Below are 22,535 nucleotides of genomic sequence, written 5' to 3' on the forward strand. Positions count from 1 at the left end.
CGACGCTAATGCGCCAATCCTACACCAGATCGTCGGCCGGGGTGGCGCAGATGTTCTCCACCGTCTCCACGAGCTGGCCGATGTGGTAGCCGTCCACCAAAGCGTGGTGCACCTGCACGCAGAGCTGCGCTTCCAATCCGCCGTGGCGTTGCTGGAATTTGCCCAGGGTGAAGCGGGGCACGGTATCTCTGGGGCCGCCGTAGGCGTGTGTCAGGCCGGTAAAGGCCAGCCAGGGCAGGCTGGAGCAGTAGATCAGGTCGTCGCGCTCGTTGTTCGGGTTATCCTGGCCCGGTATGTTGATCGGGGCCGCCTTGCGCCGGCGGTCGAACTCGACAAGGCTGTCCGTGTACTCGAAGGTCGCGTAGCCGAACACACCCTGGCTCGCGCCAGGGAGCTTCGCAGCATACGAGGGGTGCACGATCTCGTACTCCACCACGTCCTCGCCGCGGAAGCGCATGCGGAATGCCGACACCTGGTTCGCCGCCGTGGACAGGGCGTAGAGCAGGCAGCTGAACGCGCTGATGGAGCGCTCCCTTGCCGAGTCCACCAGGACGCCGGCCTCCACCGGCACGGTGACGGCGTAGTGCGGATGGGCAAGGCCCTTGAACAGCCGGTAGTGCGGCGCGCGCTCCCAGCTTTCTAAATCGATGATCTTCATTATGCGGTTCCGTTCTGGTCCGGCGACGGCGTTTCCGGTGCAGGCTCTTCCGGGGCGGGCGCGTCCGGTGACGGCGTTTCCTCTGCGCCGGACGGCGGTGCGGGCTGGGCCTTCATGACCTCTCCGGCCTGGTTCACGGGCCGGAAGCGGTAGAGCACGGTGCGGCCGAAGTTGTCGGGCAGGAATATCTCCATCTCCACCCGCAGGTCGTCCGCGGTCCACTGGTCGTAGCTGGACTTGCCGGGCTCCAGCGGATACCAGCGGTCCGGGGCCGAGGGGTCCACGCGCGAGGAGTACACGGCGAGGCGCATGCCGTCCCAGCGTGCGGCGAACCACATGGCCGGGCCGTCGTACCCAGCCGCGTCCCAGGAAAGGACGAGGGTGGCGCTGGCCGGAAGGTCCACGGAGTACCAGTCGTCGCCGGCCTGGTGGCTGGGTTGCGCCGGGGCCTGGGCAAATGATCGCGGCCGGACGTTGTTGGCGACCAAAGCCAGGGCGCGCGGGGCCGGAATGCTCCAGTCTCCGGCAAGCTGCTCCGGCTCGCGGTCGGCAATGGTCATGTTGAAAAAGGTCAAAACGCCGTCGATGCTGAGATACGGGGCGTCGTTATCCAGCAGCACCGGGCCGGGCAGGGTCTCCTGGGCGCGGCTTGCAGCCGGCGCAACGAGCAACCCGGCAACGGCGAGGAACAGGACAAAAAGACGCGCAGGAAGGTGGAAAAAAGAGATGGTGTTGTCCATAAAATTAAAATTTTCTAAAAAAAGTCTTGACGATTGTTGAGACGTATTCAAACTACACCGGAGAGGCGGCCCGTTCAAGCATCCATTGCGGAGAAATACCTGTTGCCATGGTATGCTTTTTGCTTCTTATATTAGTGATGTGCTGGGCAGGCAGTTAATGCATCCGCAAGGTGTCGGATGATTTTTTTCTGCAAATAGACGCGTGATTTGCGTGAGTGTCCGCGTCCGTTGTATAATATTTGCCTCTATGCTATATTGTGCATGCGTGGAAATCATAGAGGGGTGATGTATGCGTATTCGAAGAGCGACTATACTGACCGCCATCCTGTTGGTGGTATTCTGTGTTCCAACGGCCCATGCCGCAAAGCTCGCTGTAAAATCGAGCCTCGTCATGGACCTGGGAACCGGGCGCGTTTTGTATGAGCAGGATGCGGACAGGAGAATTGCTCCCGCATCCCTCACAAAGATTATGACGTTGTACGTACTCAACGAGATGTTGCAGCAGGGCAAAGCGTCCACCAAGGATATCATCACGGTGAGCCGGCGCGCGGACGATACCGGTGGTTCGACCATGAACCTGAAAGCCGGCGAGAAGGTCACACTTGGCGAAGTCATGCGCGGCATGGCCATCGCCTCCGGCAATGACGGTTGCATTGCCGTGGCCGAGCATTTTGGCGGCATCAAGAAATGGGTTGCCAAGATGAACGCCAAGGCGCGTGAGCTCGGTATGACCAACACCACCTTCAAGAACCCCAACGGCCTGCCTGCAGAGGGCCAGCTGACCTCGGCGCGCGACATGATGCGTCTCGCCGTCAGCTACATACGGCGCTTTCCCAACACATTGCAGACCATGCACTGCAAGACGTCCTACACGCACAACGGCTACACCCGGCGCAACTCCAACCGCCTGCTCGGCAAGTGCGACGGTGTGGACGGGCTGAAGACCGGCTACGTGCGCGCCAGCGGATTCAACATTGTGGCTACGGCCAAGCGGAACGGACGGCGCATCATCGCCGTTGTTCTGGGCGGCAAGTCCTGGCGCATCCGCAACCGCGAGACCGAGAAGATTCTGGATGCGAGCTTCGCCGCCGTGCAGAGTGGCCGGACGTACGTGGCCCTGGGCGACGGCCCGGCGGTTCCCGATGTGGAGCCGGCGGAGAAGGTGCTGGCCTCCGGGGCGGACGTCATCTACTCCCTGCAGGAGAGCTCCTGGCGCAACAAGGTGGACGCCAAGAAACGCGCGGCCAGCCTGGAGAAGCGCGGGTTCGATGCGAGCATCGCCACGGTCAACCTGGGCTCCAAGGGAACCTGGCACCGGGTGATGATCGGCGTGTTCAAGAACCTGAGCGAGGCGCGCCAGTACAAGAGCGCCATCGCCGCCAAGTACGAGATGGGCTACACGCTCATCCTGAAGACCGCGAACCCCTACGCCGGGGAGACGCAGACCGGCGGCTAGCCAAGCGGCATCAGCGAACGACTGCACACGCCCCTCTGAGCGATCAGAGGGGCTTTTTTTGCGTGAATTGCCGGGAGCGTCCACAACGCCGCAGGGTAATTCACACCGCGCTGGTCCGTGAAGTCATTCCATGACCATTCTGTGTCGGGTGCGCATGGTTGGTACTGATACTACGACACTGCGCGTGGCATCTCGACTTTCTATAAGAATTTTCGTCGGATAGGGCCGCGAGCCTCTCTTCTCCCGCTATACCCTGCATTTAATACCATATGTTTCCCATAAGCTCAGCTATGGGGTGTGGGTGGATTTTGCACATCAGAAACCCAATCGTAACGTCGGCTCCTTGGTAGTGACATCCAACTTTGCCATAGATTCACGAGCAGGTTCGAGAGACGTCAGCATCTTCCAGGAGCAATCGTATGAGCAAGAAGGAGTCAATCGTGTCCGTAAGCGGCTCTGTGGCCGTCCGTACACGCAATCTCGGCAAGGTTTACCCCAACGGCACCAGGGCTCTGGAGGATGTCTCCGTTGCCATTGACAGCAACGAGTTCGTCGTCATCATCGGTCTTTCCGGCGCCGGCAAGTCCACCTTTCTGCGTTGCATCAACCGGCTTATCTACCCCACCGAGGGCAGTCTGGAGCTTCTGGGCGAGGACATCACCCACCTCTCCGGCGCCAGGCTCAAACAGGTCCGCCGCAAGGCGGGCATGATCTTCCAGCAGTTCCACCTCGTGCGGCGGCTGACTGTGCTCGAGAACGTTCTGGTGGGCCGCCTGCGGTTCAACTCCAAGCATCTCCGCCTGGTGGGCAGCCTTATGCGGCTTTTTCCCAAGAGCGAGCGCGAATTTGCATTCGAGTGCCTCCACCAGGTGGGCATTGCCGATCTCGCCTTCCAGCGGGCGGACAACCTTTCCGGCGGTCAGCAGCAGCGCGTGGCCATCGCGCGGGCGCTCGCACAGGAGCCCGAGGTCTTTTTGGCCGACGAGCCCATCGCCAGCCTGGACCCCCGCAGCGCAACAGTGGTCATGGACACCCTCATGGAGATCCACGAGACACGCAACATCCCGGTTATCGTCAACCTGCACCATCTGGACTTCGCCCAGCGCTACGGCAAGCGCGTGCTGGGCATGGCCAAGGGCAGGCTGGTGCTGGACGGCAAGCCCAAGGATCTGACCCACGAGACCGTGTCCCGCGTCTACGGCGACGAGGCCGAAGAAGCCATGGCCGACATGGCCGCGTAATCCGATTTTTCGAGTCGTACGGCATCCGCCGAGTTCAATACCGTCACGTCACCAGGGCATCAGCCCGACCGAACACCCCGTAACTGAGAGGGAGAAAAACATGATCCGCATCGCCAAAGTTCTGGTACTTGTGGCTCTTGCCGCTGCCTTTGTTCTGCCGGGCATTGCCCAGGCCGGACAGCAGGACTGGCCTGCCAAGATCCGCATTGGCTACATTCCTGTGGAAGGCGCCGCCAACGTCAAGGAGCGCTTCAAGGACCTCAACGACCATATCGCCAAGGTGCTCGGCGTGGAAGTCGAGGCCTTCAGCGCGTCCGACTACGCCGGCATCATCACCGCCATGGCCAACAAGCACATCGATTTCGCCTACTACGGTCCCAAGTCCTACACCGACGCCTCGGTCAAGGCCAACGCCCAGGCCCTGGTCATGGAGCTGGACGAGTCCGGCCAGCCCGGCTACCTCGGCGTGATCATCACCAACAAGAAGTCCGGCATCAAGAGCATGGAAGAGGCCAAAGGTCATACCTTCGCCTTTACCGACCCCAACTCCACCTCCGGCTACCTCGTGCCCAACATGCTTTTCTACCGCGACATGGAGATCAAGCCTGAAGAGTACTTCTCCGATGTCCGCTTCTCCGGCTCCCACGGCGCCTCCATCCTGCTGGTGGCCAACAACGACATCGACGTGGCCGCCACCAACAACATCGACCTCGCCCGCGCCATCGAGTCCGGCAACATCTCCGAGGACGACTACAACATTCTCTGGACCTCCGACCTCATCCCCGGCGCTCCCTACTGCGCCCGCGCCGACCTGCCCGAGAGCCTCAAGGCCGCCTACATGGGCGCCATGCTCATGTACAACACCAACAAGGAAGGCCTGAAGAAGCTTGGTGTGAGCGGTTACCGCTACAGCGAGGACAGCATCTACGACTCGGTTCGTTACCTCAAGCGTCTCAAGGCCGAGCTCGAAAAGAAGCAGTAAAACCTTAAGACTTCAAGGGCGTCATGCATCAGCAACTCACCTTGGACCAAGTCACCCCCAAGCGGACGTTTTCCCAGAACTTCCGCTTGGGGGCTTTACTTGTCATCGTTATTGGACTGCTCGTGCTCGCTTGGGTGCAGACCGACATCAGCCCGCTCAAGCTCTACAACAAGCGCGAGAATGCATTCACCTACCTCTTTGGCGACCAGCTCGGCGAGATGGAACAGAAGGAGGCGATGCGCATGGCCGAACGCATGCCGCGCATCATCGCCTACGAGGAATCGTATCAGGATCTGAAGCAGCAGTACGGCCAGGAAAAAAGTCGTGCGCAACTGCGCAAGATGGCTGACACCGAGGCCGACAAGCGCGTGGCGGCCATGGACCCTGCCGAGAAAGAGAAGATCGTCAACGAGTCCTATGAGAAGACGGTTTCCGAGAAAAAGGGCGGTTATTTCCCCCCGGAAACTGCGCCTGCCAAGCTGGAGTCCTACGCCGCAGCCCTTGCCGAGACCGTCTTTATCGCCATCTGGGGGAGCCTGTTCGCCTTTATCGTCGCCATCCCGGTGGCCATGTTCGCAGCCAGGAACACCCTGGAGCTCATGGTGCAGGGCCACGGCCGCATTCAGCGCTTCATCCGCTGGGTCAGCCAGTTCCTGGTCCGCCGCGCTCTGGACTTCTGCCGCGGGTTCAACGAGTTCGTCATGGCCCTGATCTTCGTGGCGGTCATCGGTCTCGGTCCGTTCGCCGGCGTGCTTGCCCTGGCCATCCATACCTTCGGCATCCTGGGCAAGGTCTTTTCCGAGGCCATCGAGGCCATCGAGCCGGGCCAGGTGGAGGCGGCCAAGGCCAGCGGCGCCAACCCGGCGCAGATCATGGCCTTTGCCGTGCTGCCGCAGGTCATGCCCCTGGTCGTCAGCTACAGCCTGCTGCGCTTCGAGTCCAACGTGCGCAGCGCTACAATCCTGGGCTTTGTCGGCGCCGGCGGCATTGGCTTCCTCATGTTCGACAAGCTCAACGGCTACCTCTACCGCGAGGTCTGCACCATGATGATCATGGTCATCATCTCCGTGACCATTATCGACTACCTTTGCGCCATGCTGCGCCGGCGGTTCACCTAGCGTCTCAGGAGCATCGCCCAGCCAGCAGGCGACAGCACGCGGTCCGTTTCCGGCCAGGACCGATGCGCGTGTGATCCGCAGTGCTCAAGAAGAACGCCCCGGTCGATCAGGATGACCGGGGCGTTCTTTGTGGATCAGGCACGGAAACGCGTCGCGAGTGCTCCACGGCTCCCGAAAACATGATGAAGAGCCAGAGGCAGAGTCTCAGGCGGGCCTCGAAGTTTTACCAGAGGAACCAAGTTCGGAGCGCAGCTGTTATGTGGACCTGCGGCGGCGAGTCAGAGCGGTGCGTTTCGCGGACAGCTCCTTGCGCAGGGCCGGGTCGCGCTTCTCCAGGGCGTAGCGTAGACCCTCGGCGTTGAAGTCGGCCAGCCGCGACTCCACAAAGGCCAGCACGGCGTCGGGCTCGTTGTTGCCCAGCTCGCGCAGCACCCAGCCCACACCGAGGTTGATGAACCGCTCCGGGCTGGGCAGGAGCGCCCCGGCAGTTTGCAGCACCAGGGCCGTGAGCCCGGGGAGGGAGCTTTCCCCCTTGCGCGCGAACCCCACAAAGGAGACGGCGGCGGCGCGTTTGCGCCACACATTGGACGCATCCCGCCACGACGCCACGGCGCGGGCGCATTCCATGCCGCCTTGAGTAATGAGCGGCGCGCAGACACGGCCGCACACGGTGTCGCAGGTGGCCCACTCCTGGACGCAGCCGTCGTCGAAGACATCCGCCAGCAGGTCGAGCCCTTCGCGCCACCCCAGCGCCCCGGCTGCAATGACGCGTTCCAGCACCATGGCGCCGGCGTACTTGTCCTCGGAGTAGGGCTGGCGCAGCAGGGCGAAGCCGATCTCCCGCAGCTGCGACGGCTCGGCCTCGTGCAGGTCCTCCGCGAGCCACTGGCGCACTACCGCTGTCACACCCGGCCGCTTGACCCCGCGGTGGGGAATCACGTGCTTGAGGTAGGCGTCGGCCCCGGCCCTGACCTCGGGATCGGCCCCGGCGTCCAGACGGACGGCCAGGCGTTCGATGGCGTGTTGGATCATGCGCGTCTCCGGGTATCCCTGGGAAAGAAAAACCCCCTCCCGACGAGCGTCAGGAGGGGGCCATTCAGCGTATTGCAGTGCAGCCTAATGGTAGTCTTCGGAGTACTGCAGGTCTTCGACGTAGAGCTTCTTGAACTTCGGGGGCTCCTTGTCGAGGGTTCCGAGATCCCGCTTCACCTCGATGGCGATCTTCCAGAGGATGGTCAGGATGATCGCGCCGATGGCGTAGATGCCGATGGTGATGGTCAGCTCGGGGATGGTGGGCACGTACTCGGTAACGGTCTCGAACGGCGTGGGAGTGAAACCGCCAACGATGAGGCCGATGCCCTTGTCGATGTAGGTGGCGATGACCAGCAGCATCAGCGCCCAGGGCAGCACCTTGTGGTTGTCGCGGATCTTGGCCGGGATGAGCAGCACAAGGCTGATGGCCGCGGTGATCACGGCGACCCACATGTAGGGCACCCACTGGTTGTAGCCGTCAAGACCCGAGAACAGATAGATGATCGGGGACTTGTGGCCGGGGATGCTGGAGTAGAAGGAGGTGAACATTTCCAACAGGTAGAAGAAGATGTTCACGCACATGGCGTAGGTGATGATCTTGGCTACGCTCATGATGGCTTCCGTGCCGGCGCGGAACTTGGTCAGCTTTTGCAGCAGGAAGACGAGCAGCAGCAGGATGGCCGGGCCGGAGGCGAAGGCGGAGGCCAGGAAGCGGGCGGCCATGATGGCGGTCAGCCAATAGTGGCGGCCGGGCAGGCCGGCGTACAGGAAGGCTGTGACCGTATGGATGGAGAACGCCCAGATGATGGAGAGCCAGATGAAGTACTTGAGCCAGCTCGGCGGATCCACGCGGTTGCGCTCACACTCCAGGGAGACCCAGCCGATGAAGAGGTTCAGGTACATGTAGACGTTGAGAACGACCATGTCCCAGAACAGCACGGAGTTGGGAGTGGGGTGGAGCACCACGTTGAAGAGGCGCTGCGGCTGACCAAGGTCGACCACGACGAAGAGGATGCACATCGCAACGGAGGCGATGGCCAGGAACTCGCCGAGGATGATGATCTTCTTGAAGGCCTTGTAGTGGTGGAAGTAGGCGGGCAACACGAGCATGACCGCCGAGGCCGCCACACCGACCAGGTAGGTGAGCTGGGCGATGTAGAAGCCCCAGGAGACGTCCCTCGACATGCCTGTGAGCTTCAGACCCATGTTGAGCTGTACGACATAGACCAGCATGCCTACAGAGGCGATGCCGGCAAGGACGAAAAGCCATATCCAGTATCCAGGTGATCCCTTGAGTGCTTTTTCCAGCATGGCGAGCCCCTTAGATGATGTAATACACGCTGGGCTGGGTACCCAGAGAGGTTTTACGGCGGATGGAGAAGTTCTCCCGGAGAGCCTTGCGAACGTCGGAGTTCGGATCGTCGAGATCGCCGAAGACCAAGGCACCTTCGGAAGCTTCCACACACGCGGGCATCATACCCTGGGCCAGGCGCTCGACGCAGAAATCACACTTCTCTACGACGCCGCGCATACGCGTGGGGTAGTCCGGATTGAGCTCCTTGATGTACGGCCGCGGATCGCCGAAGTTGAAGCTGCGCGATCCGTACGGGCAGGCCGCCATGCAGAACCGGCAGCCGATGCAGCGGTGCATGTCCATCATCACGATGCCGTCCCAGTCGCGCTTGAAGGTCGCCTTGGTGGGGCAGACGCGCACGCACGGCGGGTTGTCGCAGTGGTTGCACAGCAGCAGGAAGTCCATCATCTTGACGTCTTCGGCAAGGTAGTGGCTTTCCTTCTCGGTGAAGGTGTGCTCGAAGGAGTCTTCCCAGATCCACTTGATCTCGTTCTTGTGCTTCGGGATCTTCGGGACGTTGTGGTAGCTGTGGCAGGCCGAGATGATCTGCTTGAAGTGCTCCGGGCCCTTGATCTTCCTGGTGAAGATGGCCATGCCCCAGCGCGTGGCCGTCAGCGCATGCGGGTTCATGGTGTCCGCTGCGGGGGCGTCAGCCGCGGGGGCGGCAGCGAGGCCCTCTTCGGAGGCCGCAGCGGGCAGGGCGGAGCAGCCCAGGCCCAGTGCCGATATGCCGGCGATTTTCAAAAAGTCACGTCTGGTCTTGCTCATTGCTCGTTCCCCCTTGGGGCCTGGTGGCATTGCCAGCAGTAAGGGTTTACGCTCGCAGTGTCGTGGCACTTGTCGCAGAACTCGGCCTTGTTGGTGTGGCACTTCATGCAGGTGTTCTGCAAACTCATCTCGTAAACCTTGCCGTCGGTAGCGGTGTAGAGCCGCTCGCCCTGGCGAACCACGCGATCGCGCCAGTCGTTGAGCATCTGCATGTGGTTCGCTTTCATGTAGTCAGCGGATTCAATGCACTTGTCCTGATCTTTGGGAAGTGCGAGCTCGGGCGTCTTGTAGCCGGGGACGAAGATCGAGCTCCACCAGAACGGAAGCGTCGCCAGAATCAGAAAGACGACGATGCCGGGGACGATGTACTTGGCGTTGTACATGATTATTCACCCTCCATGCCGGGCAGTTCCTCCAGGCGGAGATCCATGGTGCGCTTCTTCTCGCCCTTCATGATGAGCGCGTTTGCCACCAACTCGTGCACGCCGCTGATGCCAACGCCGGGAGCCCAGTAGTCGGCCAGCGGAATGAGCGTGGCGCGGTCGATAGCGCAGATGCAGGACATCATGTTCACATCGTGCTCACGCTGGACATGGCGCAGGGCGTTGCCGCGGGGCAGGCCGCCGCGCATGCGGATCTCCATGATCTCGTCCGTATTGAGGCCCGAACCGCCGCCGCAGCAGTAGGTCTGCTCGCGGATGGTGGAGGGGGGCATCTCGAAGAAGTTACGCACAGCCTGCTTGATGACGTAGCGGGGCTCTTCGAAGAAGCCCATGCCGCGCGCCGGGTTGCAGGAGTCGTGGAATGTGACGCGCAGATGGTCGTTGCGGCTGGGGTCCAGGCGGATCTTGTTGTGCTTCATGAGGTCCGCGGTGAACTCGCAGATGTGGACCATCTTGGTCTGGCGGGCGTTCTCGAAAACCGTGCCGGTGATGGGGCTCTTGGGCACTTCGAGGAACGGCGCCGGGCCGTTGTGGGTGTCCATGTACTGGTTGATGACGCGCCACATGTGGCCGCACTCGCCGCCCAGGATCCACTTGGAGCCGAGGCGTTCAGCTTCGGCGTACATCTTTGCGTTCAGCTTCTTCATCATCTCGTGGGAGGTGAAGAGGCCGAAGTTGCCGCCTTCTGATGCGTAGGTGGAGAGCGTGTAGTCCAGGCCGATCTCATGGAAGAGCATGAGGTAGCCCATGAAGGTGTACACGCCGGGGTCCGCGAAGACGTCGCCCGAGGGGGTGATGAAGATGACCTCATGGCCCTTCTCGTTCATGGGCGGGTCGATCTTGATGCCCGTGACCTCCTCGATGTCCTCGCAGAGGAAGTCGACGATGTCCTTGAAGGCGTGCGGCTGGATGCCCAGGTGGTTGCCCATGCGGTTACAGTTGCGCACAGGCTCCATGATCCAGTTGATGCCGATGCCGAGCAGGTGCAGGAGCTCGCGCGCCATCATCGTCACCTCGGCGGTGTCGATGCCGTAGGGGCAGTAGAGCGAGCAGCGCCGGCATTCCGTGCACTGGTAGAAGTAGTAGAACCACTCCTTGACCACATCCTGAGTCAGAGGGCGGGCGCCGGCGAGCTTGCCGAGGATCTTGCCCGCGGTGGTGAACTCCTTGCGGTAGATGGACCGCAGAAGCTCGGCGCGCAGAACCGGCATGTTCTTGGGGTCGCCGCCGCCGATGAAGAAGTGGCACTTGTCGGCGCAGGCGCCGCAACGCACGCAGATGTCCATGAACAGCTTGAAGGAGCGGTACCTGGAGAGGCGGTCCTTCATGCCGTCGTGGAGGATTTCCATCCAGTTTTCCGGCAGCTTCCAGTCATCGTCCTTGGGAGACCACACCCTGGGGTTGGGGAAGCCGATCTCCTCGATGATCTCTGGCTTGGCCGGGTAGCAGAAGTTGCCGTCTTCGAAGACGGGCTTCCTGTCCATCCAGCCCTGTTGGGGCATGGAATAGTCTATGTTCAACAATTCTTCTGGAGTGGGAACGTTGGCCATGGACCAGCTCCTTATTCGGCTTCCGCCTCGGTTTCAGGCGTTTCTTCCAGCTGCTTCTCGACAGGCAGACCAGCTTCCACCATGACCTCGCGGAAATCGTCCTCGTACGCCTCGTAGGTGTGGAACTTCTTGGGCGGATTCCAGGGGTTCACGTGATGATTCATGCGCGTGTCGTTGGGTGCGTTACGGGTGGGCGAGAGGAACACGCCGCCCATGTGCATGAGCTTCGAGAAGGGGAAATACATGAGCAGTATGCTCACGAAGAACAGATGAATGTAGAAGATGGCGCCGACCGAGTCCACGACGACGGGGTCGAACTGCACCAGGCTCATGGTCATCTGCTTCACGCCGACGATGTCGGTCTTGCCGAAGTAGCGCATCCAGAGGCCGGTGCTGACGATGCTCAGAAGGAGGAACAGCGGGAAGTAATCCGAGAGCAGCGAGATGTAGCGGACCTTGTTGTCGAAAACGCGCCGGAGCAGCAGAAAGAGCAGCGCGCCCACGATGATGAGGTCGGTCTGGTACAGGCGCGGAGCGCCAATCTGCAGAATGCCGTCCATGAACTCGGCGCCCTTCACCAGAATCGGCACGGGCTCCATGAACAGGCGGAAGTGACGGATGAAGATGAGCAGGAAGCAGTAGTGGAACGCGAGGCCAAAGAGCCACAGCCACTTGGCCGAGTAGTAGGCCACCCGGGGCTCGCCGTCCTGCCAGCGCAGCTTCATGGAGGTGTTCCGGAACAACGAACGGAACGTGAGCACTTCCAGAATCATGCGGCCGACTGTCCAGCCTTTGTTGGGCGGGTTGTCCAGGTAGTCCGTCTGAATCCAGTCCAGACTCTTCTGCTGGCCGCCTGTGGTTGGTATGCGGAACGGTACGGGCGATCGAGCCCAGTCGATCAGCTTATACACGAATCCGAATACGAAAACGCCGACAGCAACGTATGGGATGATAGCTGCAAACGTGAGCTTGTAGCCAGATTCCACTCCCAAGTACGCCAGGCTGCCGAACGCCAGGACGAGGAGAAATGCGATAAAAAATGACATGTACCCTTACCTCGCTTGCTCTGTTGACACGGCTAATGTTTCGGGGTGTCAGGGTCTTCGGCCTGATCGCCGTATATCATCTTGGCTCGCTCCAGGAGCCTCGAATGCTGCCGTTTCACTTCATCGATGCGAAGCTGATTGATCTGGTCGCGGCAAATGCAATAGTTTTCGAAGGAAAGGAGCGCCAAGCTATCGATTTTCGACTCGAATTGCAATAACTCCCCATAGAGGGAGGCCCCTTCTTCGGACTGCCGAACCAGCTCGCGGACAACGGTCTTGAGCAGGAAGATGACACCCACGGCTTGTGATGCAGAGAAGTCCTGGACGGCGCGGACGCGCACGATCTCGTCGATGTGCGGTCTGACTGCCTCGCTGTCCAGCCCTTCGCCAATCAATAAGTCGACAAGCGCGCTGATGGCCGCCGTGGTGCGTTGTCCCACGGGGTTCGCGAACTGGTCTTTCTGTCTGCGCATGAAACCGACCGTGTCGAGCGGATACGTCCGGAAGATGGCATCGCGCCACCGCTCATCGATCAAGTCCCGGTTTTCGTGTAAGATTTCCGTAAGATTCATTGTGTCTATGTGAATAGTTCGTGAGAATTTGCGCGAGTTCGTTTACTCACTGTTCGGGCACAGGCTATAATGATTTTTCGCAACTTTGTCCAAAGTAAAACACGCAGCAGAGTTACCCGGACGTGTGCGTTCTCCGGGGAATACACGTATTTCGTGAAAAAATTCCCAAATTTCTGCGACAATGGGAACCTCCCCGAAAACTGACCTGCGTCCTCTGGAAAAAACAGTGTTGCCTACCAGACCTCATCAGCTTCGTCCAGCGCTCCTTGCCCGTTCATCGCCCTTGTGGCAGAAGGTCTGACCATGTCTGCTCCGCGCCGCATACTCTTCCGCGCAGTGTCGCAAGGGCTCCGTTCCGGACGCATATTCCCCCTTGTCCTGGGGCTTTGCCTGCTGGCGTTGGCGGGGCAGGCGGCGGCCCAGGAACCCGTCGGGGTCTACATTTCCAAGCGGTTGCCCCACGTGGCGTTCGACGACTGCACCCTGCGCGAAGAGCGGCTCCAGGGGCCGTGGCGATTTCTGCGCCGGCTGGATCTCGCCGGCGTGTCGCCGGAGCGCGTCTCCTACTTCCGCGGCGAGGACGGCCGTTATGGTTTCACCCTCCACGGCATAGGCCTGGAAAAGCCAGCCCATTTCCTTCAGCAGCGTGACGGCGCCGTGGTCAGCGAGCACGAGGATTCGTCCATAACCTTTATATCCACGATAACCGGTGCCGATGAGGCGGCGGGACTGGCCCGGAAGCTGCGCACCCTGGTGCAGCTCTGCGCCAGCAGGAAGGACGCGCCGTGACGGGGCTCCATAATACGTCGCGTCAGGCGGGGAATAGCGACATCCTGCTGAACCGGTTGCAAAAACCTCTGCTTGTCCGTTATGTTGTGCCCGCCCGCGGTCCGCATCCAACGTTCCCCGTTCCGGATAGGCGGCCGTGCGCCGCGAGAAGCGTGATGAAGCACGCAGGCGAGGGGGATTGGCAGTGATATGGCATCGATACCGGAGCCTGGGCGTCCGGCTGCTTGCGCTGGTGCTGCTCTCCCTGGCGTTGATCGTATCGCGCGCCGAGCCGGCGTGGTCCCTGCTGCTCACCTCCGAGGCCATCCTGAACAGGGCGGAACAGGCCCTGACCCATCCCGAAGGCGTGGTCTGGACCCTGAATGTGGACGTGGATGAGGGCGAGCGCAGCTTGAGCCGCACCCTGCTGGTCACGGCCAAGGGCGCCAACGTGCTGGCCGAAATGCTGCGCCCGCGCGAGATGCAGGGCCAGCTCATCCTGCGCTCCGGCGACAGGTTCTGGGCCATCAACCCCGGCGTGGCGCTGCCCGATTCCCTGAAGCCCAGCAACAGTTACCTGGGTCCGGTGTCCTACGCCTGCCTCATGCCCATCGACCTTCTGGCCAACTACGAGGTGGAGGAGGTCGGCGAGGACAGCGCTTACGGCGAGGCGTGCTTCCTGTTCATCATGCGGGGCAGAAAAGGCTCCGGCGAGTACGATACCCTGCGGGTCTGGATATCCAAGAGCCGGCTGGTCGCCGTGAAAATCAACTTCTACACGCCATCGGGGCGCTTCCTGAAATCGGCATACCTTAAATATGAGCACGAGGCGCTCGTCGACGGGGAGATGCGGCCCTTCCTCTCCGATATGGACATCCGCAGCGGCATCTTCTCCGACGCCTCCGCCGTGCTGGAATGGAGCCCGCCCCAGTTCCTCAACATCCCGGCCGACACTTTCGAGCTCAGGACGCTGCTCGGCCAGGAAGCGTACGAGGAGCTGCAGCGGGAAGAGGCCAAGCGCCAGCACGCTGAACCGTCCACGCCCGATCGCAACGAGACGGACGGCGAGTAGCGTCCGCCGCAATTTCCGACAACGCAAGGAGCATCAACATGCGTATGGTTTCATTTGTTCTGGCGCTGGCGCTGCTGACCGGCGCAGGACTTTTTTCCGGCTGCAGCGAGGTACGGCCCACGTCGCCCAGGGCCAGCATGCAGCAGGGCGAAATCCCGCCGGTGCAGATCGGCATGACCAAGCAGCAGGTCGTTTCCGCCCTGGGCAGACCCTCCGGAGTGAAGGCCCATGGCCGCTACGAGTATTATTGTTACGAGGTGGACCACTACGGCGCGACCGGCAAGCCGGCCGCCATCTTCGTCAAGCACGAGGACAACCTCGTGGTTGGGTACGGCCGCGTGAATGCGCAGGACAACTGTGACTGAGAGCTCGCCCGCGCGCCGGGTGCTGCCCGCGGAGTGGGAGCCGCACCGGGCCGTCTGGCTGGGCTGGCCCACCAAGATTTCGGACTGGAGCCCCAAGTTCCAGGCTATTCCCTGGGTCTACGGCGAGATGGTCCGGCAGCTGGCTGCCTCGGAGGAGGTGCGCCTGCTGGTGGATGACGAGCGCGTGGAGGCCCGCGCCAGGAGCGTGCTGACCCGCGCCGGCATGGCGCAGGAGCTGCCCGGCGTGCGCTTTGTCCGCCAGCCCACGGACCGCGGCTGGACGCGGGACTTCATGCCCTTCTTCACGGTAGGGCGCGCTGAGGACGGCCCCGCCATATCCGGCAGCGGCATGGCCGTGGACTGCGGCTTCACGGGCTGGGCCCGCTATCCGGACCACACCCTGGACGATGCCGTATCCGTCGGGTGCGCTGCCGAGTTGGGCTGGGACATCCGGACTGCCGAGTATGATGGCAGGCGGCTGGTGCTGGAAGGCGGCGGTGTGGACACCGACGGCGCCGGCACGGTGCTCGTCACCGAGGAGTGGCTGCTGGACACCGAGGTGCAGGTGCGCAATCCGGGCATGACGCGCCAGGATTACGAGGCTGCCTTTGCCAAGCTGTTCGGCACGGACAACACTATCTGGCTGGGCCGCGGCATCGCCGGCGACGACACCCATGGCCATGTGGACGACTTCTGCCGTTTCGTGGGGCCGGGTCGCATTCTGCTCTGCCGGGAGCCCGACGGCGGCGACATGAACCACCGTCCCCTGGAGGAGAACCGCGAGAGGCTGGAGGACGCGCGGCTGGCCGACGGCTCAAAGCCGGAGGTGGTGTTCCTGCCCATGCCGCAGCCCGTGTGGTTCGACGGCATGCGCCTGCCGGCCAGTTACGGCAACTTCTACATCGGCAACAGCGTGGTTCTCGTGCCCACCTTCAACGATCCCAACGACCGCGCAGCTCTGGGCATCCTTGCGGAATGCTTTCCCGACCGCCGGGTGGTGGGCATCCACGCGGTGGATCTCGCCCTGGGCTTTGGCGGCGTGCACTGCCTGACCCATGAGCAACCCGAGGCCCTTGCCGAGAGCGATGGCTGAATAAAAATCAGCACGCCCTTGTATTCACGGTCAGAACATGGGTATAAGCGAAGAAGCGAGATAAAAAGGCGTTCACCTGCATTGGGTTCGACCCCGACGTGCTGCTGCGCATCAACGACCTTATCGAATACACGCGCAGAAAATGCGGCGATTTCCAAGGCGATGATGAAGACCGGCCAGGCCAGTTATCTTTCACGTGTGTTCCCAAGGGGGTGAGGGATGTCCGACCAGAACAAGCCGAATGAGGATGATTTCGGGTTCGAGATCGAGAAGGATTCCGCAAACGGCGGCGCCGAGAGCGAGGAGGGCCTCTCCCGCGAGGAAGCAGCCAACCTGCTCAATAATTTCAACGCCATTTTTGATGACGACGATCAAAAGGACGAGTAGCGGGGCAACTACCGCATCATGCCAGAGAGATTGAAGATTCTGATGCTGGAAGACGATCCTGTGGACCAGGACGTGTTCGAGCGTTTCATTGCCGAGAACAACCTGCCGTACGATGTGGAAACCACATCGTCGCTGCACCATGCCCTGCATCTGGTGCGTGAAAACTCGTACAGCGTGGTCATCGCCAACTACCTGCTGAACGACGGCACGGTGTTCGACCTTCTGGAGGCCGTGGACTCCGTTCCTGTGATCATCGTGACTGCCTTCGGCGACGAGGAGATCGCGGTCAAGGCCATGAAGGCCGGGGCGTACGACTACCTCATCAAGGACGAAGATCTTAATTATCTGCGCATGATACCGGTGACATTGGACCGGGCCGTGTCCCTGAACACCACGCGGCGGCAGGCCCGGATGCTTGATCTCGCGCTCATGTCCATCCACGACGCCGTGTTCATCACCCACGAGGCCGGTCGCATCGTCTTTGTCAACGCGGCCTTCTCCGAGATGTACGGCTATACCGAGACGGAGATCCTGGGCCAGGAAGCGCGCGTGCTCTGCCTGGACATGGACATCTGCCACCTCACCTCTGGTTTTGAAGCCGGCGCGGACGCCGCCGTGGAGTGCATCCACTGCCGCAAGGACGGCGTGAACTTCCCGGTCTCGGTAACGCGCTCCGACCTGGGTGACGAGTTGGGCAAGGAGCAGGCCATCGTCTGGGTGGTCCGGGACATCTCCACCTGGAAGCGGGCCGAGGAGCGGATGCTCCACTCCCTGGAGGAAAAGGAGGTGCTGCTGCGCGAGGTGCACCACCGGGTGAAGAACAACCTCCAGGTGGTTTCCAGCATGCTGAACCTGCAGGCCGGGTTCGTGCGGGACGAGCAGACCGCCGACGCCCTGCGTGACAGCCAGAATCGCGTCAAGTCCATGGCCCTGATCCACGAGTGGCTCTACCACTCGGACTCCCTCACCCGCATCGCCTTTGCCAAGTACGCCGACAGCCTGACCGATCACATCAAGAGCTCCTACCATCGCGCCGGGGGCGTTGAGGTAGAGCTGGACATCGACGAACGGTTGCAGCTGGAGGTGGACGTGGCCATACCGTGCGGCCTGATCATCAACGAGCTGGTGACCAACGCCTTCAAGCACGGCTTTCCAACCCGGGGGCCGGGTCTCGTCGCCATATCCGTGGAGCTCTCTCCGGACGGCGCGGGCCAGCCGGTGCGACTCGCGGAGTCCCGCGAGGCCAGCCGGCGCATGCGGCTGGTGGTGGAGGACAACGGGCAGGGCTTCCCAGAAGATTTCTCCCCAGCCACGGCGGACACCCTGGGCCTGCAACTTGTGGACATGCTTGCGCAGCAGCTGCACGGCACGCACACCCTGGACCGGATTCCAGAGGGGGCGCGCGTTATTGTGAACATTCCCGTGGATTAGATTTAGAGCATGTAGCAGGCTGTTGAAACTCTCCCGCCCCATAACACTTCTGGAGTCGCGATAAAATGCACCGCATCGTTTCACGCGTGTTGGCCTGCGCCGTTCTCGTACTGCTCGTGGCTGGCTGTTCTCCGCGGATCAACATTCTGGGCGGCTTCTATCGGGAGCCCCTGGAGGAGCAGACCATCGAAGGCCGTGGCACGGACAAGATCCTGCTTGTGCGGCTGCAGGGCACGCTGAAGATGTCTCCCAGCTCCGCGCTGTTGTACAAGAGGCCGAGCCCGGTGCAACGCCTGGACGAGCAGCTGGCCAAAGCCAAGGATGACAGTCGGATCAAGGCCGTGGTCGTCTCCATCAACAGCCCAGGCGGCACCGTGGGGGCGTCCGACGTCTGCTACGATCTGATCCGCCGCTACAAGCAGGAGACGGGCAACCCCGTGGTGGCCGTGCTCATGGAGGTGGCCGCCTCCGGCGGCTACTACACCGCTGCCGCGGCGGACCGCATCATAGCGCATCCGGCCACCATCACCGGCTCCATCGGCACCATCTTCCTGCGGCCCGACATGTCCGGACTTCTGGACTGGGTTCGTGTGAACGTTGAAGTAACGAAGTCCGGCGATCTCAAGGATATGGGCTCGCCGTTCCGGGCGTCGACAGAGCAGGAGCGTGCGCTTTTCCAGCAGATGATCCTGGATGAGAACGCCCGCTTCCTCGATATCGTGCGCACGTCCAGAAAGTTGGACGAAAACGCCATGCACGCCTTTGAGGACGGGCGGGTTCTCACGGCGCAGCAGGCCATGGACGCAGGGCTCGTGGACTCCCTTGGCTACCTCCACGACGGCTACGATGCGGCGCGCCACCTTTCCGGCGCCGGAGAAGACGCGCAAGTGGTGGTCTACCAGCGGCGCGAGTACCCGGATGACACGGGTTACAACACCATGGCCAGGTCGCCGATGCCGGGCGGCGCTGCCGCGGCGTTTGATGTGGAGAGCGCCCTGGGCGTGCCCCAGGCCGGGTTGTACCACCTTTGGCCCGGCGCCTTCGGCAACTGGGAGTAGGACGGCGGCGCGCAGCAAGGCACTCGCTCACCGGCGACGGTCGTCGTCTGGGGCAAGCGCGCAGCAAAACGGCCTTCGGCCCAGGTGGGATAGGGCGGATGTGCGACTCGATGCAGGGGGCAGCCGCGCGGGCCGCTACGGCATGAGGTAAAAGCCGAGCTCCTTGTCGCGCTCGCGATGCTCGGCAAAGGCGCAGCCGACGAACCGGCCTCGGACGTTGCGCACCATGACCCGGCGGTAAATGCGAGTGCCCTTGGAATCGTCCAGGTGGAAGAGCACATCGATGTAGTCGCGGGGCTTGAGCCTGTGGGGCTCGCGGGTGTGGAAACCGATGCCGCCCAGCGAGATGTCCCGCACCACCATCTCCTGCTTGTCGCCTTCTGCGTCGAAGTAGAAGCCATCCAATGAGGCGCGCTTGCGGTAGGTCTGGCGGCATTCCAGGCGAACGGGGTACTGCTCGCCGCACTCGCAGTTCACCCGGACGGCCGTCACGCTTTCATTAACGCTGGAAAGATCCAGCACATTCACGCGCTTGCAATGGATGCACGGGGCCTGGACCTTGTGCTCCGCGTTGACGCTGAGCAGGGGCCAGTCATCGTCAAAGCCCTGGGTCACGGTGAAGGGATCATGCTGCTCTGGCTCCGGCTGCGATTGGGGCCCGGCCGCCTCGTCGTACACGGGCTCAACCCCCTCCACCTCGACCACGTCCTCCACCTCGGGGATGCCATCGTCTGTGGTTCCTGAGGACGGATTCTCGCCGGCCTGGCGGTAGTCCCGCCGGTCCAGATCCACGGTGCTGCGGGGGTTCAGGGGCGGCGGCGACGCCGACGTCTTGGGCCCGAGCTCGGCTCCCAGCTTGCGGATGTAATGGCCCAACTCATCGGCCTGCATGGTCTTGGCGTGGCGCAGCTCGTCCATGTCGGGATCGGGAAGGCGTTTTTGCTCCTCATCCGTATTCTGCTCGGGGAAGACGAAGCGGCAGGGGAAGACCGCGCCGCAAGAGCAGCGCACTGGTGTCGGCTGCTTCACGTTGGCCAGATCGGCGCTTTGCAGGGTCCGGCCCTTGGAGCACTCGGGGCAAATGATGGTCACCCGGCCGCCCAGATCGGCGTAGAAGGTCTGCTCCTCGTACCGTTTGTGGCGGCTGGGGTCCTGCTCTTTGGGCAGGAATCGCACGGGAAAGGAGAAGCCGCAGGCCGGGCACTTGGTGCGCACGGGCCGGGTGTGCTGCTTGACCTTTTCGTAGTCGACGGAGCGCTTTACGCCGCAGCTGGGGCAGGAAACGTGGACGCGGTCGTCATCGTCGGGGAAGACCGTCTGCACCTTGTAGGGGCTCGTGCCGGTCGCGCGCGCCGGCAGTGTGTCGCCGGAAGGGTTCAGGTTGAAGCGGCAGAGGAACTCGTTGCCGCAGGCGCACTTCATCCGCACGGGTTGGGTCATGCCCATCAGTTTTTCCGAGCGCACCTTCTTGGCGGCGCCGCAGGTGGGGCAGGAGATGCGCACGAAGCCGTCGGGGTTGGCCACGAAGTTGGTGACGCGGGTTCCACTGTTGTGCTGCTGCCCGGAATCGGGCAGGGCGTTTTGCTCTGGCGCATCGTCCGATGCAGGAGTGGGGGAATTCTTCACAGGCGTCGAAAGCTCACAAGGGAAGACCGCGCCGCATTGACAGCGCAATGAAACCGGGCCGGCCTGACGGGCGAGATGTTGCGCAGGCAGGGTTGCGGACGTACCGCACTCCGGGCACTCGACCCGGACCATTCCATTCGCATCAGGCGCTGACGCCAGCACTGGTCGTTCAGCCATCGCGATCCCCACGTAAAGCCCCCCCAACAAACCAAGCAGAAACTCTGCAGACTACTGTCCGCGACTCAAATGCGTAAAAGCGAATCAGGATGCAGTCAAGACGGACAGCTGCGGCAACACACCGCAAAAATCCCCAAGCCGTCTCGAAATGCATGCACTGTATGTGCCGTTCATAAAACAAGTGCGAAAACGCACGATGCGCAAGGCACTATGGTAACTCGCGTAAATTTCATCGTAAAATAAAATATCACAGAACGTTCCGGAGAGAAAGTGTCGCCGTGGCAAAAAAAGCCCCCGCACCGGCAGCTGCGGTGCGGGGGAGATGCAGGGAAAGGGTATGAATAAAGATTAATGATCGCAGATGTTCGAGCCCAGGGAGAGGTCGCCGGCAAGATATTGACGCACGATCTCCTTGGGATCCTGGCCGGTGGCGCCCACAAGCACGCGCACGCCCTTGTCCGTGAACAGAGACTGCGCCTTGCAGCCCATGCCGCCGGCAATGACCAGCTCCGCGCCCTTGGAGGATACGAAGTCCGGGTACACGCCAGGCTCGTGGGGCGGCGGCGTCTCCAGGGTCATGCCGGTCACCTCGTGCGTGTCGGGGTCGATGTCCACAAAGGCGAACTGCTGGCAGTGGCCGAAGTGCATGCACAGCTTGCCGTCCGCCACAGGTACGGCGATGCGCTTCACGCCGTTCACCGGCGCTGAGGTGTTGTTCTCCTGCAGGGCGCCGGCCTTTTCCAGTATGGGCTTAATGATCCGGCCGAATGCCTCGGTCACGGCGGTGTGCTCGTAGACCTTGAGGTAGGAGAAACCTTCCTCGGCTGCGCGGCCCATGTCCGGGTCGATGGGAATGGAGCCCAGGAATGGCACGTCCATCTCGGCAGCGAGCTTCTCGCCGCCGCCGGAGGAGAAGATGTGCTCCACCTCGCCGCAGTGGCGGCATACGAAGCCGCTCATGTTCTCAACAATGCCGATAACCGGGTTGCCCAGCTGGCGCACGAAGGAAACCGAGCGGCGCACGTCGTCCACGGCAATGGACTGCGGCGTGGTCACCACCACGGCCTGAGCCTCGGGGCCGAGGTCCTGCAGCACGGAGAGGGGCTCGTCGCCGGTGCCGGGAGGGCAGTCGACCACGAGGAAGTCGAGGTCGCCCCATTCCACGTCGCGCAGGAACTGGTTGATGAGGCCCATCTTGACCGGGCCGCGCCAGATGACGGCCTGCTCAGGGCTGGGCAGCAGGAAGCCGAGGGACATGACGAAGAGGTTGCTGGACCAAGCCACGGGCTCCATGCTCGCTTCGTTCATGTGCGGCTGCTGGCCGGAAAGGCCGAGGATGCGCGGCACGCTGGGGCCGTGCACGTCCACGTCCAGAAGGCCGACCTTCTTGCCCGCCATGGACAGCGCGATGGCGATGTTGGTGGCCACCGTGGACTTGCCCACGCCGCCCTTGCCGGACAGGACCACAATCTTGTTTTTGATGCGCGAGAGCCGCGCCTGCATCTGAAGTTCTTCCTGGCTGGGGCCGCTGCAGCCGCCTGCATCGCAGGAGCCGCCGGAACCGCAGCCTGTGCATTCGTCACTCATGGTGTATCTCC

At 62.1% G+C, this 22,535-nt stretch carries 22 protein-coding genes; 11 read left to right on the plus strand and 11 right to left on the minus strand.

Annotated features, from left to right (window positions below; all coding sequences use genetic code 11):
• Positions 1–19 precede the first annotated feature (19 nt).
• Entirely contained in the window at positions 20–658 is a 639-nt protein-coding gene (locus E8L03_RS20450) for a CatA-like O-acetyltransferase (RefSeq protein ID WP_171268363.1), read from the minus strand.
• The gene (locus E8L03_RS20455) at positions 658–1,398 is read right to left on the minus strand and encodes a hypothetical protein (protein WP_171268364.1); all 741 of its coding nucleotides are present in this window, start codon (positions 1,396–1,398) and stop codon (positions 658–660) included. Before E8L03_RS20455 ends, E8L03_RS20450 begins: the two co-directional genes overlap by 1 nt.
• A gap of 289 nt (positions 1,399–1,687) precedes the next feature.
• On the opposite strand from E8L03_RS20455, the gene E8L03_RS20460 reads away from it, so the two are divergent.
• From E8L03_RS20460 to phnE, 4 genes are all read left to right on the plus strand, one after another.
• Complete coding sequence (locus E8L03_RS20460; protein WP_171268365.1) at positions 1,688–2,854, plus strand: serine hydrolase; 1,167 nt, start codon at positions 1,688–1,690, stop codon at positions 2,852–2,854.
• A gap of 419 nt (positions 2,855–3,273) precedes the next feature.
• Entirely contained in the window at positions 3,274–4,095 is an 822-nt protein-coding gene (gene phnC, locus E8L03_RS20465; protein ID WP_171268366.1) for a phosphonate ABC transporter ATP-binding protein, read from the plus strand.
• Between the two features lie 100 nt (positions 4,096–4,195).
• Positions 4,196–5,077: a phosphonate ABC transporter substrate-binding protein gene (gene phnD / locus E8L03_RS20470; protein ID WP_144306666.1), complete on the plus strand. Its 882-nt coding sequence runs from the start codon at positions 4,196–4,198 to the stop codon at positions 5,075–5,077.
• Between the two features lie 23 nt (positions 5,078–5,100).
• Positions 5,101–6,195, plus strand: coding sequence for a phosphonate ABC transporter, permease protein PhnE (phnE, locus tag E8L03_RS20475; RefSeq protein WP_144306665.1), 1,095 nt, complete (start codon positions 5,101–5,103; stop codon positions 6,193–6,195).
• Positions 6,196–6,450: 255 nt separating this feature from the next.
• Here phnE and E8L03_RS20480 read toward each other — a convergent pair whose 3' ends face one another.
• The 7 genes from E8L03_RS20480 to E8L03_RS20510 form a co-directional block, all read right to left on the minus strand.
• Positions 6,451–7,227: a DNA alkylation repair protein gene (locus tag E8L03_RS20480; protein ID WP_171268367.1), complete on the minus strand. Its 777-nt coding sequence runs from the start codon at positions 7,225–7,227 to the stop codon at positions 6,451–6,453.
• 84 nt (positions 7,228–7,311) lie between these two features.
• Positions 7,312–8,538, minus strand: a complete 1,227-nt coding sequence (gene dsrP, locus E8L03_RS20485; RefSeq protein WP_144306663.1) for a sulfate reduction electron transfer complex DsrMKJOP subunit DsrP — start codon at positions 8,536–8,538, stop codon at positions 7,312–7,314.
• Between the two features lie 10 nt (positions 8,539–8,548).
• Entirely contained in the window at positions 8,549–9,349 is an 801-nt protein-coding gene (gene dsrO / locus E8L03_RS20490) for a sulfate reduction electron transfer complex DsrMKJOP subunit DsrO (RefSeq protein WP_171268368.1), read from the minus strand.
• Entirely contained in the window at positions 9,346–9,732 is a 387-nt protein-coding gene (dsrJ, locus tag E8L03_RS20495; RefSeq protein ID WP_144306661.1) for a sulfate reduction electron transfer complex DsrMKJOP subunit DsrJ, read from the minus strand. The genes dsrO and dsrJ overlap by 4 nt, the downstream gene beginning before the upstream one ends.
• A gap of 2 nt (positions 9,733–9,734) precedes the next feature.
• Positions 9,735–11,342: a sulfate reduction electron transfer complex DsrMKJOP subunit DsrK gene (dsrK, locus tag E8L03_RS20500; RefSeq protein WP_144306660.1), complete on the minus strand. Its 1,608-nt coding sequence runs from the start codon at positions 11,340–11,342 to the stop codon at positions 9,735–9,737.
• 11 nt (positions 11,343–11,353) lie between these two features.
• On the minus strand, positions 11,354–12,388 hold the full coding sequence (gene dsrM / locus E8L03_RS20505; protein WP_144306659.1) for a sulfate reduction electron transfer complex DsrMKJOP subunit DsrM: 1,035 nt from the start codon (positions 12,386–12,388) through the stop codon (positions 11,354–11,356).
• Positions 12,389–12,420: 32 nt separating this feature from the next.
• Positions 12,421–12,924 carry an RsbRD N-terminal domain-containing protein gene (locus E8L03_RS20510; RefSeq protein ID WP_167512599.1) on the minus strand — a complete coding sequence of 168 codons (504 nt, stop codon included), beginning with the start codon at positions 12,922–12,924 and terminating at the stop codon, positions 12,421–12,423.
• A gap of 339 nt (positions 12,925–13,263) precedes the next feature.
• On the opposite strand from E8L03_RS20510, the gene E8L03_RS20515 reads away from it, so the two are divergent.
• The 7 genes from E8L03_RS20515 to sppA all read left to right on the plus strand — a co-directional run bounded on the left by E8L03_RS20515 (position 13,264) and on the right by sppA (position 19,134).
• Complete coding sequence (locus tag E8L03_RS20515; protein WP_171268369.1) at positions 13,264–13,749, plus strand: hypothetical protein; 486 nt, start codon at positions 13,264–13,266, stop codon at positions 13,747–13,749.
• A gap of 184 nt (positions 13,750–13,933) precedes the next feature.
• Complete coding sequence (locus tag E8L03_RS20520; RefSeq protein ID WP_171268370.1) at positions 13,934–14,800, plus strand: outer membrane lipoprotein-sorting protein; 867 nt, start codon at positions 13,934–13,936, stop codon at positions 14,798–14,800.
• 38 nt (positions 14,801–14,838) lie between these two features.
• Positions 14,839–15,165 carry an outer membrane protein assembly factor BamE domain-containing protein gene (bamE, locus tag E8L03_RS20525; protein WP_144306655.1) on the plus strand — a complete coding sequence of 109 codons (327 nt, stop codon included), beginning with the start codon at positions 14,839–14,841 and terminating at the stop codon, positions 15,163–15,165.
• A complete protein-coding gene (locus E8L03_RS20530; RefSeq protein WP_244963602.1) occupies positions 15,158–16,258 on the plus strand; it encodes an agmatine deiminase family protein in 1,101 nt (366 codons plus the stop codon). The genes bamE and E8L03_RS20530 overlap by 8 nt, the downstream gene beginning before the upstream one ends.
• Before the next feature lie 219 nt (positions 16,259–16,477).
• Positions 16,478–16,645 (plus strand): hypothetical protein, encoded by a 168-nt coding sequence (locus tag E8L03_RS20535; RefSeq protein ID WP_153307174.1) that lies wholly within the window; start codon positions 16,478–16,480, stop codon positions 16,643–16,645.
• A gap of 18 nt (positions 16,646–16,663) precedes the next feature.
• A complete protein-coding gene (locus tag E8L03_RS20540) occupies positions 16,664–18,076 on the plus strand; it encodes a sensor histidine kinase (RefSeq protein WP_171268372.1) in 1,413 nt (470 codons plus the stop codon).
• 65 nt (positions 18,077–18,141) lie between these two features.
• Positions 18,142–19,134, plus strand: coding sequence for a signal peptide peptidase SppA (gene sppA / locus E8L03_RS20545; protein WP_171268373.1), 993 nt, complete (start codon positions 18,142–18,144; stop codon positions 19,132–19,134).
• A 135-nt stretch (positions 19,135–19,269) separates the two neighbouring features.
• Here sppA and E8L03_RS20550 read toward each other — a convergent pair whose 3' ends face one another.
• Both E8L03_RS20550 and E8L03_RS20555 read right to left on the minus strand, forming a co-directional pair.
• Positions 19,270–20,760, minus strand: a complete 1,491-nt coding sequence (locus E8L03_RS20550; protein ID WP_171268374.1) for a PilZ domain-containing protein — start codon at positions 20,758–20,760, stop codon at positions 19,270–19,272.
• 525 nt (positions 20,761–21,285) lie between these two features.
• Complete coding sequence (locus E8L03_RS20555) at positions 21,286–22,524, minus strand: iron-sulfur cluster carrier protein MrpORP (RefSeq protein WP_144306650.1); 1,239 nt, start codon at positions 22,522–22,524, stop codon at positions 21,286–21,288.
• Positions 22,525–22,535 lie beyond the last annotated feature (11 nt).

It is taken from the genome of Oceanidesulfovibrio marinus, from assembly GCF_013085545.1.
GTDB classification, from domain to species: domain Bacteria; phylum Desulfobacterota; class Desulfovibrionia; order Desulfovibrionales; family Desulfovibrionaceae; genus Oceanidesulfovibrio; species Oceanidesulfovibrio marinus.